General features: G+C 72.6%; 13 protein-coding genes. 10 read left to right on the top strand and 3 right to left on the bottom strand.

Annotated elements, in window-relative coordinates:
* Nucleotides 1-380: 380 nt before the first annotated feature.
* From ACY34M_RS39220 to ACY34M_RS39210, 3 genes are read right to left on the bottom strand one after another with little or no spacing between them, the layout of a single operon-like run.
* On the bottom strand, nucleotides 381-1,283 hold the full coding sequence (locus ACY34M_RS39220) for an aminoglycoside phosphotransferase family protein (protein ID WP_462723075.1): 903 nt from the start codon (nucleotides 1,281-1,283) through the stop codon (nucleotides 381-383).
* 42 nt (nucleotides 1,284-1,325) lie between these two features.
* The gene (locus tag ACY34M_RS39215) at nucleotides 1,326-1,796 is read right to left on the bottom strand and encodes a ferritin-like domain-containing protein (protein WP_462723076.1); all 471 of its coding nucleotides are present in this window, start codon (nucleotides 1,794-1,796) and stop codon (nucleotides 1,326-1,328) included.
* Between the two features lie 4 nt (nucleotides 1,797-1,800).
* Nucleotides 1,801-2,307, bottom strand: coding sequence for a hypothetical protein (locus ACY34M_RS39210; RefSeq protein ID WP_462723077.1), 507 nt, complete (start codon nucleotides 2,305-2,307; stop codon nucleotides 1,801-1,803).
* A 220-nt stretch (nucleotides 2,308-2,527) separates the two neighbouring features.
* Here ACY34M_RS39210 and rimP point away from each other — a divergent pair, with 220 nt between their 5' ends.
* From rimP to ACY34M_RS39160, 10 genes are all read left to right on the top strand, one after another.
* Nucleotides 2,528-3,040: a ribosome maturation factor RimP gene (gene rimP / locus ACY34M_RS39205; protein ID WP_462723078.1), complete on the top strand. Its 513-nt coding sequence runs from the start codon at nucleotides 2,528-2,530 to the stop codon at nucleotides 3,038-3,040.
* 2 nt (nucleotides 3,041-3,042) lie between these two features.
* The gene (gene nusA / locus ACY34M_RS39200) at nucleotides 3,043-4,053 is read left to right on the top strand and encodes a transcription termination factor NusA (protein ID WP_462723079.1); all 1,011 of its coding nucleotides are present in this window, start codon (nucleotides 3,043-3,045) and stop codon (nucleotides 4,051-4,053) included.
* 101 nt (nucleotides 4,054-4,154) lie between these two features.
* A complete protein-coding gene (locus ACY34M_RS39195) occupies nucleotides 4,155-4,433 on the top strand; it encodes a YlxR family protein (protein ID WP_462723080.1) in 279 nt (92 codons plus the stop codon).
* A 146-nt stretch (nucleotides 4,434-4,579) separates the two neighbouring features.
* Nucleotides 4,580-7,654: a translation initiation factor IF-2 gene (gene infB, locus ACY34M_RS39190; RefSeq protein ID WP_462723081.1), complete on the top strand. Its 3,075-nt coding sequence runs from the start codon at nucleotides 4,580-4,582 to the stop codon at nucleotides 7,652-7,654.
* A gap of 196 nt (nucleotides 7,655-7,850) precedes the next feature.
* Complete coding sequence (locus tag ACY34M_RS39185; protein ID WP_462723082.1) at nucleotides 7,851-8,144, top strand: DUF503 domain-containing protein; 294 nt, start codon at nucleotides 7,851-7,853, stop codon at nucleotides 8,142-8,144.
* 48 nt (nucleotides 8,145-8,192) lie between these two features.
* The gene (gene rbfA, locus ACY34M_RS39180) at nucleotides 8,193-8,663 is read left to right on the top strand and encodes a 30S ribosome-binding factor RbfA (protein WP_462723083.1); all 471 of its coding nucleotides are present in this window, start codon (nucleotides 8,193-8,195) and stop codon (nucleotides 8,661-8,663) included.
* Nucleotides 8,664-8,665: 2 nt separating this feature from the next.
* The gene (gene truB / locus ACY34M_RS39175; RefSeq protein WP_462723084.1) at nucleotides 8,666-9,571 is read left to right on the top strand and encodes a tRNA pseudouridine(55) synthase TruB; all 906 of its coding nucleotides are present in this window, start codon (nucleotides 8,666-8,668) and stop codon (nucleotides 9,569-9,571) included.
* 244 nt (nucleotides 9,572-9,815) lie between these two features.
* Nucleotides 9,816-13,292: a trypsin-like peptidase domain-containing protein gene (locus ACY34M_RS39170; protein WP_462723085.1), complete on the top strand. Its 3,477-nt coding sequence runs from the start codon at nucleotides 9,816-9,818 to the stop codon at nucleotides 13,290-13,292.
* A 122-nt stretch (nucleotides 13,293-13,414) separates the two neighbouring features.
* Complete coding sequence (locus ACY34M_RS39165; RefSeq protein WP_462723086.1) at nucleotides 13,415-14,365, top strand: bifunctional riboflavin kinase/FAD synthetase; 951 nt, start codon at nucleotides 13,415-13,417, stop codon at nucleotides 14,363-14,365.
* Between the two features lie 104 nt (nucleotides 14,366-14,469).
* Nucleotides 14,470-14,940 carry a carboxymuconolactone decarboxylase family protein gene (locus ACY34M_RS39160; RefSeq protein ID WP_462723087.1) on the top strand — a complete coding sequence of 157 codons (471 nt, stop codon included), beginning with the start codon at nucleotides 14,470-14,472 and terminating at the stop codon, nucleotides 14,938-14,940.
* The last annotated feature ends 46 nt before the right edge of the window (nucleotides 14,941-14,986 follow it).

Raw genomic sequence — 14,986 nt, 5'->3', positions numbered from 1 at the left:
GACTCTCCCGGCACGGGTGAGGAGACGGCCCCACGGCAGATTGCCCAAGGCGGGGGCGGCTCACCGACCCGTTCCCGTGGCAGATACCGCAAGGCTTGGGCAGCGCCGAGCTGCCCGGAGGCGAGTGGCGGTCGACTGCCGCGGACGGGGGGCGGGTAAATCAAGCCCCTGCGGCGATTGAGCAGCGGGGTCCGGGGCGGAGCCCCGTGAGGTGGGCTCGGGTGTCGTTGCGCGGGCGTCGTGGCGGGTAAGTCAAGCCTCTGCGGCGATTGAGCAGCGGGGTCCGGGGCGGAGCCCCTTGGGGTCGGCCCCGGTGCCGTGGCGCGAAACCCGTCGAAAACCCCCGCCCGGCCGAAGACCCCACCCGGTCCGGCCGGAGGCTACAGCCAGCCGGCGAATTCCAGGAGGTTCTCGCCGTCCCGGGCCCGGCCCACCCGAAGCGCCCGGGCACCCGATTCCACGGCGCGGAAGAGGGTCCACCCGCGCAGGCGGTCCTGGTCGACCTCCAGGGACTCCGCCAGGCGCTTCACCCGGCGACGGGTGATCGCGGGGCCCGAGGGGGAGCCGATCAGGTCCTCGACGCGGTCACGGACCAGACGCGCCAGGTCGAAGGCGGTCTCGCCGACGACCGGGTCGGGCCCGACCGCCAGCCACGGCATCCGCTCCCCGGACAGCACCTTGGACTGCCGGAACGTACCGTGCAGCAGCCGGAGTTCGGGCGGCGAGGACACCAGCTCGTCGCGGGTTTCGAGAGCCGCCTCGATCAGCGGCGCCACGTCCGGGAAGGACTCCACCGTCGCCCGCATCGCGACCGCCTGGCGCCCCGTGCGCTCCGGGACGGTCTCGCAGTTGCGGCCCTCCGGCGGGTCCACCCACAGGCGACGCAGCGTCCCCGCCGCCTCCAGGAGCGCCTTCGCCTCCGGCAGCGTACGGACGGAGATCTCCGGGTGGAGGCGTTCCAGGAGGAGCGCGCCGTCGTTCACGTCCGGGTCCAGCAGGCGTACCGCGCCGAAGCCGTCCCACTTCGTCAGAGCCGCACGCTCGGCCTCGGGACGGAACCGTTCGGGTGCCAGCTTGAGGATCGCCGGCGAGCCGTCGGCCCGGCGGACGTGGGCGACCAGGCTGCTGCGCCCACCGGGCACATGCACCCGCTCCACCGTCACACCGCGCCGCTCCGCCGCCTCGTCGAGCAGTACGCCGAGCCGGTCGAGCCACGCCGACGCCCCGTCGTCGCGCACTTCGCCGAGCGCGCCCACAAGGCGCGGAGGCGGTTCGAATGCCATGCGCGGGGATGCCATGCGCGGGGATTCCCTTCCCAAGTCTGCCTACGTGCTGGGGTCCGCCGACGGGGACGACGACGCCGACGGCGCCGAGGCCCGTTCGGAGAGCCCAGGGAAGGCTACGCTGCTGCCGCCCCAGCGCACGGCACGGACCGTCGCCTCCCGCAGCGCGTCGGCCGCGTCCCGGCGCCGCCCGCCGCTCGCCGCCCGGACGAGGTCCGAGTAGACGCCGGCGACCCTGTTCTCGATGTCGGCCGCGAGCCGCGCCGCGGCCGACGCGTCGGGTACCGGGAACGGCAGCGCGTAGGCACCGGCGGACTCCTCGGGACTGCCGCCCACGTCACGCACCGTGCGGCGCAGCCCGTCACGGCGGGCGCGGTGCGCGTCGTACGCGTCCCTGGCCTCGGCCCTGCGGTCCTCGCCGATCCGGCCGCCGACCACCCCGTACCCGTACACCGCCGCGTGCTCGGCGCGCAGCGCCGCCTGGAGCGCGGCGATGAGTGCGTTTTCGGTCATGTCGTCAGTCCTTCGCCAGCAGGTAGGCGTGCGCGGCCCCGGCCGCCGCCACCGACGCGAGCAGCCGCGCCAGCTCGGCGGGGGCGTCCACGAGCGCGGTCGTCCGGCGGTCGGAGAGCTGCTGTTCGGCCACTTTGAGCGCCTTGAGGATGTCCTTCTCGGCGACCGGCGCCGCGGTCGACTTCCGGCCGGGAGGCGCCGCCGCGGCCGACGGCGACTTCGCCCCGCCGAACGCCCGCACGTGCCGCTCGACCTCGGCCCGCAGCGGGGCGAGCCGCGAGGCGAGCGCGGGACGGGCCGAAAGCGCCTGGTCGTACTGGCCGAGCAGGTCCGCGCTCTCCCGCGCCGCCTGGCTGCGCAGTCGCTTCTCCCGCGTGGCCGCGGGCGCCCCGCTGCCCCCGTCGGCGGCGTCACCGCTGCCCGTGCAGCCGGTCAGCAGAGCGGCCCCGGTCAGCGAGGCGAGCAGGGTCCTGCGGCGGGGCCCGGAGCGGGCGAGAGGGGGCAGCGGCACGGCGGGCGTCCTCGATGAGGGGTGGTGAGAAAGCTTTTTCGTGGGTGCGACTTCTTGATCGGAACTGGTCGGGTCCGATCAAGGGGGAGTGGCGGTGATCACCGTACCGTCGCGCTTGTCCGGGTGGACGGCAACACCCCCCTGGACCGGATACCCTTTGAGCTGACGCGCAAGGCAAGTCAGCAACCACAACAGCACACGCGGCCGAGGAGTCACCCGGATGAGCACCACCCAGAACGAGAGGCTGCGGGAACTACTGGAACCGCTCGTCACCTCACAGGGGCTCGAACTCGAAGAGATCGAAGTGGCCTCGGTCGGACGCAAGCGTGTGCTGCGCGTCGTCGTCGACTCGGACGAGGGCGCCGACCTGGACGCGATCGCCGATGTGAGCCGCGGGCTCTCGGCGAAGCTTGACGAGACGGACGCCATGGGTGAGGGCGAGTACGAGCTGGAGGTCGGCACGCCGGGCGCCGAGCGCCCCCTGAGCGAGCACCGCCACTACGTCCGCGCGACGGACCGCCTCGTGAAGTTCCAGCTGAAGGACGACAGCGAACTTGTCGCGCGCATCCTCGAGGTCGACGACGACGGCCTCGACCTCGAAGTTCCGGGCGTGAAGGGCCGCAAGGCCACCACCCGAAGGCTCGACTTCGCCGACATCGCCAAGGCGCGGGTCCAGGTCGAGTTCAACCGTAAGAACAAGAACGACAGCAACGACAACGAAGAGGAGGCGTAGCCGTGGACATCGACATGAGTGCCCTGCGGGGTCTGGTCCGGGAGAAGGAAATCTCCTTCGATCTGCTGGTCGAGGCGATCGAGTCGGCTCTCCTCATCGCGTACCACCGCACCGAGGGAAGCTTCCGCCACGCGCGCGTGCGGCTCGACCGCGACAGCGGCCACGTAACGGTCTGGGCGAAGGAGGACCCGTCGGACCTCGAGGAGGGCCAGGAGCCCCGCGAGTTCGACGACACCCCTGGCGACTTCGGCCGGATCGCCGCGACGACCGCGAAGCAGGTCATCCTGCAGCGCCTGCGCGACGCCGAGGACGACGCGACGCTCGGCGAGTACGCGGGCCGCGAGGGCGACATCGTGATGGGCCAGGTCCAGCAGGGCCGCGACCCGAAGAACGTGCTGGTCGACATCGGCAAGCTGGAGGCCATCCTGCCGGTGCAGGAGCAGGTCCCCGGCGAGGAGTATCCGCACGGTCTGCGCCTTCGTACGTACGTCGTGCGCGTCGCCAAGGGCGTCCGTGGCCCGTCCGTGACGCTCTCCCGTACGCACCCGAACCTCGTGAAGAAGCTCTTCGCGCTGGAGGTGCCGGAGATCGCCGACGGCAGCGTCGAGATCTCCGCCATCGCGCGCGAGGCCGGCCACCGCACGAAGATCGCCGTGCGCTCCACCCGGAGCGGGCTCAACGCCAAGGGCGCCTGCATCGGCCCGATGGGCGGGCGTGTGCGCAATGTCATGGGCGAGCTGAACGGCGAGAAGATCGACATCGTCGACTGGTCCGAGGACCCGGCCGAGATGGTGGCCAACGCGCTGTCCCCGGCCCGCGTCTCCAAGGTCGAGATCGTGGACCTCGCGGCCCGCTCCGCCCGCGTGACCGTGCCCGACTACCAACTCTCCCTCGCCATCGGCAAGGAGGGGCAGAACGCCCGGCTCGCGGCCCGGCTCACCGGCTGGCGCATCGACATCCGCCCGGACACCGAGCAGGGCGGCGCCCCCGACGGTCCGGCGGACGGGGAATAAATCCGAGCGCTGAGCGCTTGGATCACGACAGTATGTGACGAGCCAACCGTTCGATCTTTGCCCCAAAGGGGTGAGGTCGGTACGGGGAGGTAGACTTAACCGTGTCTGGTCGGACGCATGCCCGCGCATGCCCTGAGCGAACCTGCGTGGGATGCCGGGAGCGAGCGGCCAAGAGCGAACTGCTGCGGATCGTGGTGATCGAAGGGCAATGCGTCCCTGATGATCGCGGTACGCTGCCCGGCCGGGGTGCTTATGTGCATCCCGCCCAGGCCTGTCTTGACCTGGCGGTCCGCCGCCGGGCGTTCCAGAGGGCTTATCGGGCCCCTGGACCGTTCGACACGGCGGCCCTGCGCCACCGCGTCGAGCAGGCGACACCGTAAGAAGCGCCGTACGGAACCGCCGTGCGGCCCTGGTACCTCGCGAGTTGGAAGTAGGTCGAGATTGCGATGAGCACTCGATGAGTACGCGATGAGTACGCCCATGAAGTAGCGACGGTCCGGCGTAACCCGGACCTAAAAGGAGCGAAGTGGCTAAGGTCCGGGTATACGAACTCGCCAAGGAGTTCGGTGTAGAGAGCAAGGTCGTCATGGCCAAGCTCCAAGAACTCGGTGAATTCGTACGTTCGGCGTCCTCGACCATCGAGGCGCCGGTTGTGCGCAAGTTGACTGACGCCCTGAACCAGGGCACCAACGGTGCGGCCAAGAAGGCCGCCCCGAAGAAGGCCGCGCCCGCGAAGCCCGCGGCGCCGCGTCCCACCCCCTCTCCCGCGCAGGCCGCCAAGCCTGCCGCCCCGCGTCCGGGTCCGGCTGCTCCGGCGCCGAAGCCCGCCGCGGAGAAGCCCGCTGCCCCGGCCGCTCCGGCGACCCCGGGTCCGCGGCCGACGCCCGGCCCCAAGCCGGCGCCGAAGCCCGCCTCCCCGGCGCCCAGCACGCCGGAGTTCCAGGCTCCCGCCGCTTCGCAGGCCCCCGCGGCCCCGAAGCCCGGCGGCCAGGCCGGTCCGCGCCCCGGCGCCCCGAAGCCCGGTGGCCGTCCGGCCCCCGGTCAGGACCGTGGCCAGGGCCAGGGTGGCCAGCGCGGTGACCGTGGCGACCGTCAGGGCGCCCCGCGTCCCGGTGGCCAGGGCCAGCGTCCCGGCGGCGCCCGTCCCTCGGGCCCGCGTCCGGGCAACAACCCCTTCACCTCTGGTGGTTCCACCGGCATGGCGCGCCCGCAGGCGCCCCGTCCGGGCGGCGCCCCGCGTCCCGGCGGCCAGGGTGCCCCGGGCGGTCCGCGCCCGCAGGGCGGCGGCCAGGGTGGTCCCCGTCCGCAGGCTCCGGGCGGCAACCGTCCGAGCCCGGGCAACATGCCGCGTCCGCAGGGTCAGGGTGGCGGCGGCGCCGCCGGCCCGCGTCCCGGCGGCGGCAACCGTCCGAACCCCGGCATGATGCCGCAGCGTCCCGCCGCGGGCCCGCGTCCGGGTCCGGGTGGCGGCGGCGGTCGCGGTGGCCCCGGCGGCGGTCGTCCCGGTGGCGGCGGCGGTCGTCCCGGTTTCGCCGGTCGTCCCGGTGGTCCCGGTGGCGGTGGCGGCGGCTTCGCCGGTCGTCCCGGTGGTCCGGGCGGCGGCGGTCGTCCCGGCTTCGGTGGCGGTCGTCCCGGTTTCGGTGGCCGTCCCGGTGGTCCGGGTGGTCGCGGTGGCACGCAGGGCGCCTTCGGTCGTCCCGGCGGTCCGGCGCGTCGCGGTCGCAAGTCGAAGCGGCAGAGGCGCCAGGAGTACGAGGCCATGCAGGCCCCGTCGGTCGGCGGCGTGATGCTGCCGCGCGGCAACGGTTCTACCGTTCGCCTCTCGCGCGGTGCGTCCCTCACCGACTTCGCCGAGAAGATCAACGCCAACCCGGCGTCGCTCGTCGCGGTCATGCTGAACCTCGGCGAGATGGTCACGGCCACGCAGTCGGTCTCCGACGAGACGCTGCAGCTCCTCGGTGACGAGATGAACTACGTCGTCGAGATCGTGTCCCCCGAGGAGGAGGACCGCGAGCTGCTCGAGTCGTTCGACATCGAGTTCGGCGAGGACGAGGGCGGCGAAGAGGCCCTCATGGCGCGTCCGCCGGTCGTGACCGTCATGGGTCACGTCGACCACGGTAAGACGCGACTGCTCGACGCCATCCGCAAGACGAACGTCATCGCGGGCGAGGCCGGCGGCATCACCCAGCACATCGGCGCCTACCAGGTGGGCACCGAGGTCAACGGTGAAGAGCGCGCGATCACCTTCATCGACACCCCGGGTCACGAGGCGTTCACCGCCATGCGTGCCCGTGGTGCGAAGTCGACGGACATCGCGATCCTCGTGGTCGCGGCCAACGACGGCGTCATGCCGCAGACGATCGAGGCGCTCAACCACGCCAAGGCGGCCGAGGTCCCGATCGTCGTCGCGGTCAACAAGATCGACGTCGAGGGTGCCGACCCGACCAAGGTGCGCGGTCAGCTGACCGAGTACGGCCTGGTGGCCGAGGAGTACGGCGGCGACACCATGTTCGTCGACATCTCCGCCAAGCAGGGCGAGAACATCGACTCCCTGCTCGAGGCCGTGGTCCTGACCGCGGACGCCTCGCTCGACCTGCGGGCCAACCCCGACCAGGACGCGCAGGGTATTGCGATCGAGGCCCACCTCGACAAGGGCCGCGGTGCCGTCGCGACCGTCCTCGTCCAGCGAGGCACGCTCCGTGTCGGCGACACGCTGGTCGCGGGCGACGCCTACGGCCGTGTCCGTGCCCTGCTCGACGACAAGGGCGAGAACGTGCAGGAGGCGGGTCCCTCGACCCCGGTCCTCGTGCTCGGTCTCACCAACGTGCCGGGCGCAGGCGACAACTTCCTGGTGGTCGACGAGGACCGTACGGCCCGTCAGATCGCCGAGAAGCGTGCCGCCCGCGAGCGGAACGCGGCCTTCGCCAAGCGCGTGCGCCGTGTCTCCCTCGAGGACCTGGACAAGGTGCTCAAGGCCGGCGAGGTCCAGCAGCTCAACCTCATCATCAAGGGTGACGCTTCTGGTTCCGTCGAGGCTCTCGAGTCCTCGCTGCTCCAGCTGGACGTCGGCGAAGAGGTCGACATCCGGATCCTGCACCGCGGCGTCGGTGCGGTCACGGAGTCGGACATCGACCTGGCCATGGGCTCGGACGCCATCGTCATCGGCTTCAACGTCCGTGCGGCAGGCCGCGCGGCGCAGATGGCCGAGCGCGAGGGTGTCGACGTCCGGTACTACTCGGTGATCTACCAGGCCATCGAGGAGATCGAGGCGGCCCTCAAGGGCATGCTCAAGCCGGAGTACGAGGAGGTCGAGCTCGGCACGGCGGAGATCCGCGAGGTCTTCAAGTCGTCCAAGCTGGGCAACATCGCGGGTGTTCTCATCCGTTCCGGCGAGGTCAAGCGCAACACGAAGGCCCGCCTCGTCCGCGACGGCAAGGTCATCGCGGAGGACCTCAACATCCAGGGTCTGCGGCGCTTCAAGGACGACGTCACCGAGATCCGCGAAGGCTTCGAGGGCGGTATCAACCTCGGAAACTTCAACGACATCAAGGTCGACGACGTCATCGCGACGTACGAGATGCGCGAGAAGCCGCGCGTCTGAACCGAAGGCAGCACCGCTCGCGCGTAGCGCGATCCACCAGGGGTGGTGGTCGGGCGACGGGCGGGCCCGACTGGGGCCGGTCGGCGGGACTTATTTCCGTCGATCGGCCCCGGCCGTTGCGTGTACCGTTCCCGTATCGGTGGCCGGAAGCGGTCGCCCATACGACCCCGGACCGGCGGGACATCCGGACACACACATGTATGTGGGGACTCTGTCCTTCGATCTGCTCCTCGGCGACGTCCACTCGCTGAAGGAGAAACGCTCCCTCGTCCGTCCGATCGTGGCCGAGCTGCATCGCAAGTACGCGGTGAGCGTCGCCGAGACGGGCAACCAGGACCTCCACCGCAGGGCCGAGATCGGGCTCGCGATGGTCTCGGGGGACACCGGCCACCTGACCGACGTACTGGACCGCTGCGAGCGGCTCGTCGCCGGGCGGCCCGAGGTGGAACTGCTCTCGGTTCGACGCAGGCTCCACGGCGACGACGACTGACGCAGACTGAAGCAACAGGCAAGTAAGCACTTAAAAGGAGACGGACCAGTGGCCGACAACGCGCGCGCCAAGAGGCTGGCGGACCTCATCCGAGAGGTGGTGGCCCAGAAGCTGCAGCGCGGGATCAAGGACCCGCGGCTCGGCTCCCACATCACCATCACCGACACCCGCGTCACGGGCGACCTCCGGGAAGCGACCGTTTTCTACACGGTGTACGGGGGTGACGAGGAGCGGGCCGAGGCGGCCGCCGGTCTGGAGAGCGCCAAGGGCATCCTGCGCTCGGCGGTCGGCCAGGCGGCCGGTGTGAAGTTCACGCCGACCCTGGCCTTCGTCGCGGACGCCCTGCCGGAGAACGCCCGGACCATCGAGGACCTCCTCGACCGGGCCCGGCAGTCCGACGAGAAGGTCCGCGAGGCCTCCGCGGGCGCCGACTTCGCCGGCGGTGCGGACCCGTACAGGAAGCCGGAGGATGCCGACGAGGACACGGCCGACGCCCCTGAGAAGGACGGCGAAGCCTGAGCATGTCCGACCGCACCCCTCCGCCCGACGGACTTGTCATCGTCGACAAGCCGTCGGGCTTCACTTCGCACGACGTCGTGGCCAAGATGCGCGGGATCGCCAAGACCCGCAGGGTCGGCCACGCGGGCACCCTCGACCCGATGGCGACGGGTGTGCTCGTGCTCGGCGTCGAGCGTGCCACCAAGCTCCTCGGCCACCTCGCGCTGACCGAGAAGGAGTACCTGGGCACGATCAGGCTCGGGCAGAACACGCTCACGGACGACGCGGAGGGCGAGATCACCTCGTCCACCGACGCGTCCGGGATCAGGCGCGAGGCCATAGACGCGGGCATCGCCAAGCTGAGCGGCGACATCATGCAGGTGCCGTCGAAGGTCAGCGCCATCAAGATCAACGGCGTCCGCAGCTACAAGCGGGCCCGCGAGGGCGAGGAGTTCGAGATCCCGGCGCGGCCGGTCACGGTCTCGTCCTTCGCCGTGTACGACGTCCGGGACGCGGTTGCCGAGGACGGCACGCCGGTCCTCGACCTGGTCGTCTCCGTCGTCTGTTCGTCCGGTACGTACATCAGGGCGCTCGCCCGTGACCTGGGCGCCGACCTCGGTGTCGGCGGGCATCTGACGGCGCTGCGGCGCACCCGCGTCGGCCCGTACAAGCTCGACTCGGCGCGCACCCTGGACCAGCTTCAGGAGTCGCTGACCGTGATGCCGGTGGCCGAGGCGGCCGCCGCCGCGTTCCCGCGCTGGGACGTCGACGGGCGCCGCGGCAAGCTGCTGCTCAACGGCGTGCGCCTGGAGATGCCCGAGGAGTACGCGGGATCGGGTCCCGTCGCCGTGTTCGGACCCTCCGGTCAATTTCTCGCCCTGGTCGAGGAGCTGAAGGGCAAGGCGAAGAGCCTGGCCGTGTTCGGCTGAGGCTGCCGCGCGGCCGGTCTTTGGTGGAGCGGCGGGTTCCGGTCCATGGGTGGCCGCCGCTCCACGCCCCCCCCACTGAAGGGTGTATCCAGCGCACCCGTTCACTTCACTCTTTTGGGCGGGCGCTCGGAGTGAATCGGGGTAGTGCACGGGGGCGCTTTCGTCTTGAGCGCTGTCCTGCTGATCTTTGCGCGCCTACCGTCGAGACAAGGGGTGTGGCGGAGAGCAGCGGGAGGATCGCGTCATGGTGGATCCGCCGCTGGTACGGATCTGTGATCAGGCAGGGCGGCCGCGCGGCGCGGGCTTCGCGGCGGACGACCGGGGGACGGTCGTCACCAGCCACGAGGCGGTGAGCGGGCTCGGACGCGTGCTGGTGCACGGTCCGGGCGGTGCGACGTGCGTCCTGGGACCCGAGTCGATCGTGGAACTGCCCGAGGCGGATCTGGCGCTGCTGCGCACGCAGGGGCTCGGGGCGGTGCCGCTGCCGGTGGCGGCCGCCGAGCCGATGGCGGCCGGGGCGTACGTCCGGATTCCCGCGGGCGGATGGCGCGAGGCGCGGGTGCTCGGGCACGCGCCGGTCACGTACACGACCGGGGACGACACCCATCTGTTGCAGGGCGCCCTGGAGTTGGCCGTCGGCACGGCCGGGGCGGACGCGCTGCGCGTCGGCGGCGGGGCCGCGGGCGGTCCTGTGCTGGACGCGCGCACCGGGGCCGTGCTCGCGGTGCTCGGTACGGCCCTGCGGGGCGGACACCGGGCGGCCGGGTTCGCGGTGCCGCTGCGGGTGGCGGCGGCCGGGAGCGGTGGGCGGGGACCGCTGGCCGAGCTGCTCGCGCGCAATGCGGCGACCGTGCCCGCGTACGGGGACGACCTCAACCTCGGTGGCGTGCTCCAGCTGGCCGGGATCTCGGTGGGCAGCGACGGGCCGGGGAGCGAGGGGCCGGATCCGGTCGAACGGCCGGACGTGGTGCGGGAATTGGACTCCTTCACGTCCGGTGCGGACGGTGACGCGCGGGTGCTCGCGCTGGTCGGGGAGCCGGGCAGCGGGCGGACCACGGAACTCGCCGCGTTCGCCGCGCGGCGGGCCGAGGGCGACGGCGCCGCTCCCACGCTGTGGCTGCGCGGCGCGGACCTCGGCGCCGACGACGCGTCCGTGGCGCAGGCCGTGGGGCGGGCGCTCACGCGGGCCGGGCGGATCGTGGCGGCGTCGCGGGAGGAGGCGGCCGCGCGCGAGCCGGGTGCGCTGGGGGATGTGTCCGCCGAGCGGATCGCCGAGGTCGCCAGGGAGTCGGGGCGACCGCTCGTGCTGTTGCTCGACGGGCCGGAGGAGATGCCGCCGGTACTCGCGCACCGCCTGAGCGCCTGGTCGCGGGGGACCGAGCGGTGGCTCGCGGCGTGCGGGGTGCGGCTCGTGATCGCCTGTCGCGGCGAGTACTGGGAGCAGGCGGGCGCGCTGTTCGGCGCCGATGTGCTGTACGGGCGGGCGACCCCGGCGCTGCCTGCCTGCGTACGGATCGGTGACCTGGTGGGGGAGGCGGCGCGGCTGGCGCGTGAGCGGCACGGGGTGCCGGACGGGGCGCTGGCGGAGCGGGAGGCCGGGCATCCGCTGTCGTTGCGGCTGCTGAGCGAGGTGCGGGCGGCGCTGCCGGGGGGTGTGGCCGGGTGCCCCGACCGGGACGAGATCTTCGGCGCGTATCTGGACCTGATGTGTCTGCGGGTGGCGGTTCGGCTGGCCGCGTCCTCGGGGGTACGGGGGAGCGGGGTGCGCAGGCTCGCGGCGCGGGTGGCCGGGCAGGTGCACGAGGCGGCGCGGCGGAGTCTCGGTCCCGGCCAGGGGGAGCTGGACCGGGAGGCGTTCGAGGAGCTGTTTCCGTGGGGCGTGCGGGGCGGGGTTTCCGGGTGGGCCTCTGCGGTGCTCACGGAGGGGGTGCTGGTGCCGGCGGGGGAGGGGTACCGGTTCGCCCACGAGGAGGTCGCCGAGTGGATCCAGGGGATGCACCTGGATGTGGACGGGGCGTTGGAGGCGCTGGTCTTCCGGCGGCGGGGGGACGGGTTTCCGGTTCCGCGGCATCGGGCGGGGCCGGTGGTGCGGGCGCTGCTCCTGATCGAGCGGCAGGCGGGGTGCGCGGAACTGGAGGTCCGGTTGCGGGGGTTGTCGGCGGGGGTGGGCGTGCCCGCACCGGGGCTGGGCTCACGGGGCTCTGCCCCGGACCCCGCTGCTCAATCGCCGCAGGGGCTCAATATCGCCCAGCGGGCCGCTCAAGCCCCGTCGGCGGAAGAAGCCGGGGCTGCCGCGGACGCGGAGTGGTGGGCGCGGGAGTTGTTGCGGGGAGTGTTGGTCCGGGTTCCGGATGCGGGGGCGTATCTCGGGGTGCTTGAAGGGCTGGCCGAGCAAGGGGGGTTCGACGGGGCGTTCTGGATGCGGGTCGCCGTGGACGACGACAGGCGGTTCGAGCTGTTGCGGCGGGCCGTCGTGCAGGACCGGGGCGAGGTCGGCGGGCGGTGTCTCGACGCCGTCGCGGAGGTGCTGGCCGCCGAGCCGTGGCGGGCGCAGCGGAGGCTGACGCTGTGGTTCGACGACGAGCGGGAGTTGCCCGCCCTGCCGGATGCCACCGTCGCCGCCGTGGCGCAGGCGCTGCTGCACACCCACCGGCACCGTGACATCGACGGTCTCGTCGAGGCCCTCGTCGAGTGCGCCCACCCGCGCGGCGACGAACTGCTGGTGACCTTCGCCGACGAGGAGCCGTCCGCCGTGTGCCGGGCCGTCGGCCGGTGGGCCCACGACGAGCGGCCCGACCGGTGGACCGCCGCCGCCGAGTACGGGGTGCGGGTCGCGCCGCGGGCCGGTGACGCGGCCGACCGGGAGCTGCTGCGGTATGCCGCGTTCGCCCTGCTGGAGCGGGCCTGCGAACCCTCGCTGCACGGCCCCGCGCTCGCCCTCCTCGTGCGCGATCCGGACTCCAGGCCCGCGTATCTGGCGCGGGCCCTCGAGCGGTTCGCGGCGGGCGACGCCCGGCTGCCCGCGCACGCGCTCGTCGCGGCCGTCGCCACCCACCCGGAACCGGTGTTCGCGGCGTTCCAGGCACGCCTTCGGGAGCCGGGGCCCGGCCTCGGCGACATCCTGCGGACCCTCGCCGAGCTGGCCGAACCCACCGCCGCCCGGCGCGCCGCCGGACTCGTACGGGAGCTGGCCGAGGACTGGCCCGATGCCGCCGCCGGGCAGGTGGCCGTGTTCGTGGACCGGTGTCTGGAGCGCGGGGACGGCGCGCGGGCCGTGATGTTCCCGCTGGTCGTGGGGCTGGTGTCGGAGCGGCCCGCGCCGGTGCGTAGCGCCCTCGCGCGGGTGCTCGCCGCGCCCGGCACGACCGCGTCACGGGCGCTGCGGGCCGAGCTGCTCGACGTACTGCTCGAAGAGGAGCGGGACCCCGTCGTGCTCGACGCGCTGCTGTGCGCCGCCGCGCGGGACGCGGCGCGGCGCGGGCAGGCCAGGACGCGGGACCTGGTGCACCGCACGGGCACGCTGCTGGTGCGTACGCCGGAGGGCGCGTCCCGCTTCGACCGGCTGCTCGTGGAGCTCGCGCGGTCCGTGCCGGGCTTCGCGGGCCTGGTGGCGCGGTGGCTGGAGGGGGCGCCCCGCGAGTGGTCGGCGCTCATCGGGCCCAGCTCCCGCCGCATGATCGAGAACCTGGCCGGACCGCGGGTACCCGTCCGGAGCGGGTAGCCGTCGCGGGCCCGCCCGATGCGAAGCGCGGGCGGGCGGCATGGCACTCTTAGACCTGCGTATTCGGTAGAGAGACGCAACGTTCCAAACGGTCGGACACAGGTTTGCGAGGGGCAATCACCGTGCAGCGCTGGCGTGGCTTGGAGGACATCCCCCAGGACTGGGGGCGCAGCGTCGTCACCATCGGCTCCTACGACGGGGTGCATCGAGGGCACCAGTTGATCATCGGGCGGGCCGTGGAGCGGGCGCGTGAGCTCGGCCTCCCGGCCGTCGTGGTCACCTTCGACCCGCACCCCAGCGAGGTCGTGCGGCCGGGCTCGCACCCGCCGCTGCTCGCCCCGCACCACCGTCGTGCCGAACTGATGGCCGAACTCGGCGTGGACGCGGTGCTGATCCTGCCGTTCACCACCGAGTTCTCGAAGCTGTCGCCCGCCGACTTCGTGGCGAAGGTGCTCGTCGACAAGCTGCACGCCCGCGTGGTCGTCGAGGGCCCGAACTTCCGCTTCGGCCACAAGGCCGCCGGCAATGTCGACTTCCTGGCCGAGCAGGGCGAGACGTACGACTTCGCGGTCGAGGTCGTGGACCTGTACGTCAGCGGCTCCGCCGGGGGCGGCCAGCCGTTCTCGTCCACGCTGACGCGGCGGCTCGTCGCCGAGGGCGACGTCGTGGGCGCCGCCGAGATCCTCGGCCGCCCGCACCGCGTCGAGGGCGTCGTCGTGCGCGGCGCGCAGCGCGGCCGCGAGCTCGGCTTCCCGACCGCCAACGTGGAGACCCTCCCGCACACCGCGATCCCGGCCGACGGGGTCTACGCGGGCTGGCTGTACGTGAACGACGAGGCGATGCCCGCGGCGATCTCCGTCGGCACGAACCCGCAGTTCGACGGGACCGAGCGCACCGTCGAGGCCTACGCCATCGACCGCGTCGGCCTCGACCTGTACGGGCTGCACGTGGCCGTGGAGTTCGTGGCGTTCGTGCGCGGGATGGCGAAGTTCGAGTCGCTGGACGAACTCGTCGCCGCGATCGCGGACGACGTGAAGCGGGCGCGCGAGCTCGTCGAGGCGTCCAGGGCCTGAACCGCACCGGAGTGACCGGGGTCACTTCCAGGCATGTCACATCGGGGCGGGGCGCTCCGTCGTAGTGGTGTCACCACTTTTGACGGAGCGCGAAGGAGCCCCTCATGGAAGCGCGACTCGACCTCTTCTCCAACCCGGTCCTCGGCAAGATGCTCAAGCACGTCGTCGCGGCGGGCAGGGCCGCCGAGGGCTCGGGCGTGCCGACGCCGACGCTGAACCTGGTCATGATCCGGGCCAGCCAGATCAACGGCTGCTCGGGCTGCCTGGACATGCACGTCAAGGACGCCGCCGCGGCCGGTGAGACGGCGGTCAGGCTCGCCCTGGTCGCCGCGTGGCGCGAGGCCACGGTCTTCACGGAGGCCGAGCGGGCGGCCCTGGAGCTGGCCGAGGCGGGCACCCGTCTCGCGGACAGCGCGGGGGTCTCCGACGAGGTGTGGGAGAAGGCCGCCAAGCACTACGACGAGGCGCAGCTCGGCGCGCTGGTCGGCTGCATCGCCATGATCAACACGTTCAACCGGTTCAACGTGATGACCCGGCAGCCGGCGGGCGACTACGTGCCGGGCATGTACGGCTGAGCGACCGCACGGTGAGGGCCCGGCTCCACGGAGCCGGGCCCTCACC

This window comes from Streptomyces sp. EDA2-14, assembly GCF_054963755.1.
Note: the sequence above shows the minus strand (reverse complement) of the source record. Positions and strands in the feature narration are given on the sequence as shown.

Coding starts and splice junctions, on each gene's coding strand:
- ACY34M_RS39220 (WP_462723075.1), bottom strand. CDS start 1,283: ATGGCATTCGAACCGCCTCCGCGCCTTGTGGGCGCGCTCGGCGAAGTG.
- ACY34M_RS39215 (WP_462723076.1), bottom strand. CDS start 1,796: ATGACCGAAAACGCACTCATCGCCGCGCTCCAGGCGGCGCTGCGCGCC.
- rimP (WP_462723078.1), top strand. CDS start 2,528: ATGAGCACCACCCAGAACGAGAGGCTGCGGGAACTACTGGAACCGCTC.
- ACY34M_RS39185 (WP_462723082.1), top strand. CDS start 7,851: ATGTATGTGGGGACTCTGTCCTTCGATCTGCTCCTCGGCGACGTCCAC.
- truB (WP_462723084.1), top strand. CDS start 8,666: ATGTCCGACCGCACCCCTCCGCCCGACGGACTTGTCATCGTCGACAAG.
- ACY34M_RS39170 (WP_462723085.1), top strand. CDS start 9,816: ATGGTGGATCCGCCGCTGGTACGGATCTGTGATCAGGCAGGGCGGCCG.
- ACY34M_RS39160 (WP_462723087.1), top strand. CDS start 14,470: ATGGAAGCGCGACTCGACCTCTTCTCCAACCCGGTCCTCGGCAAGATG.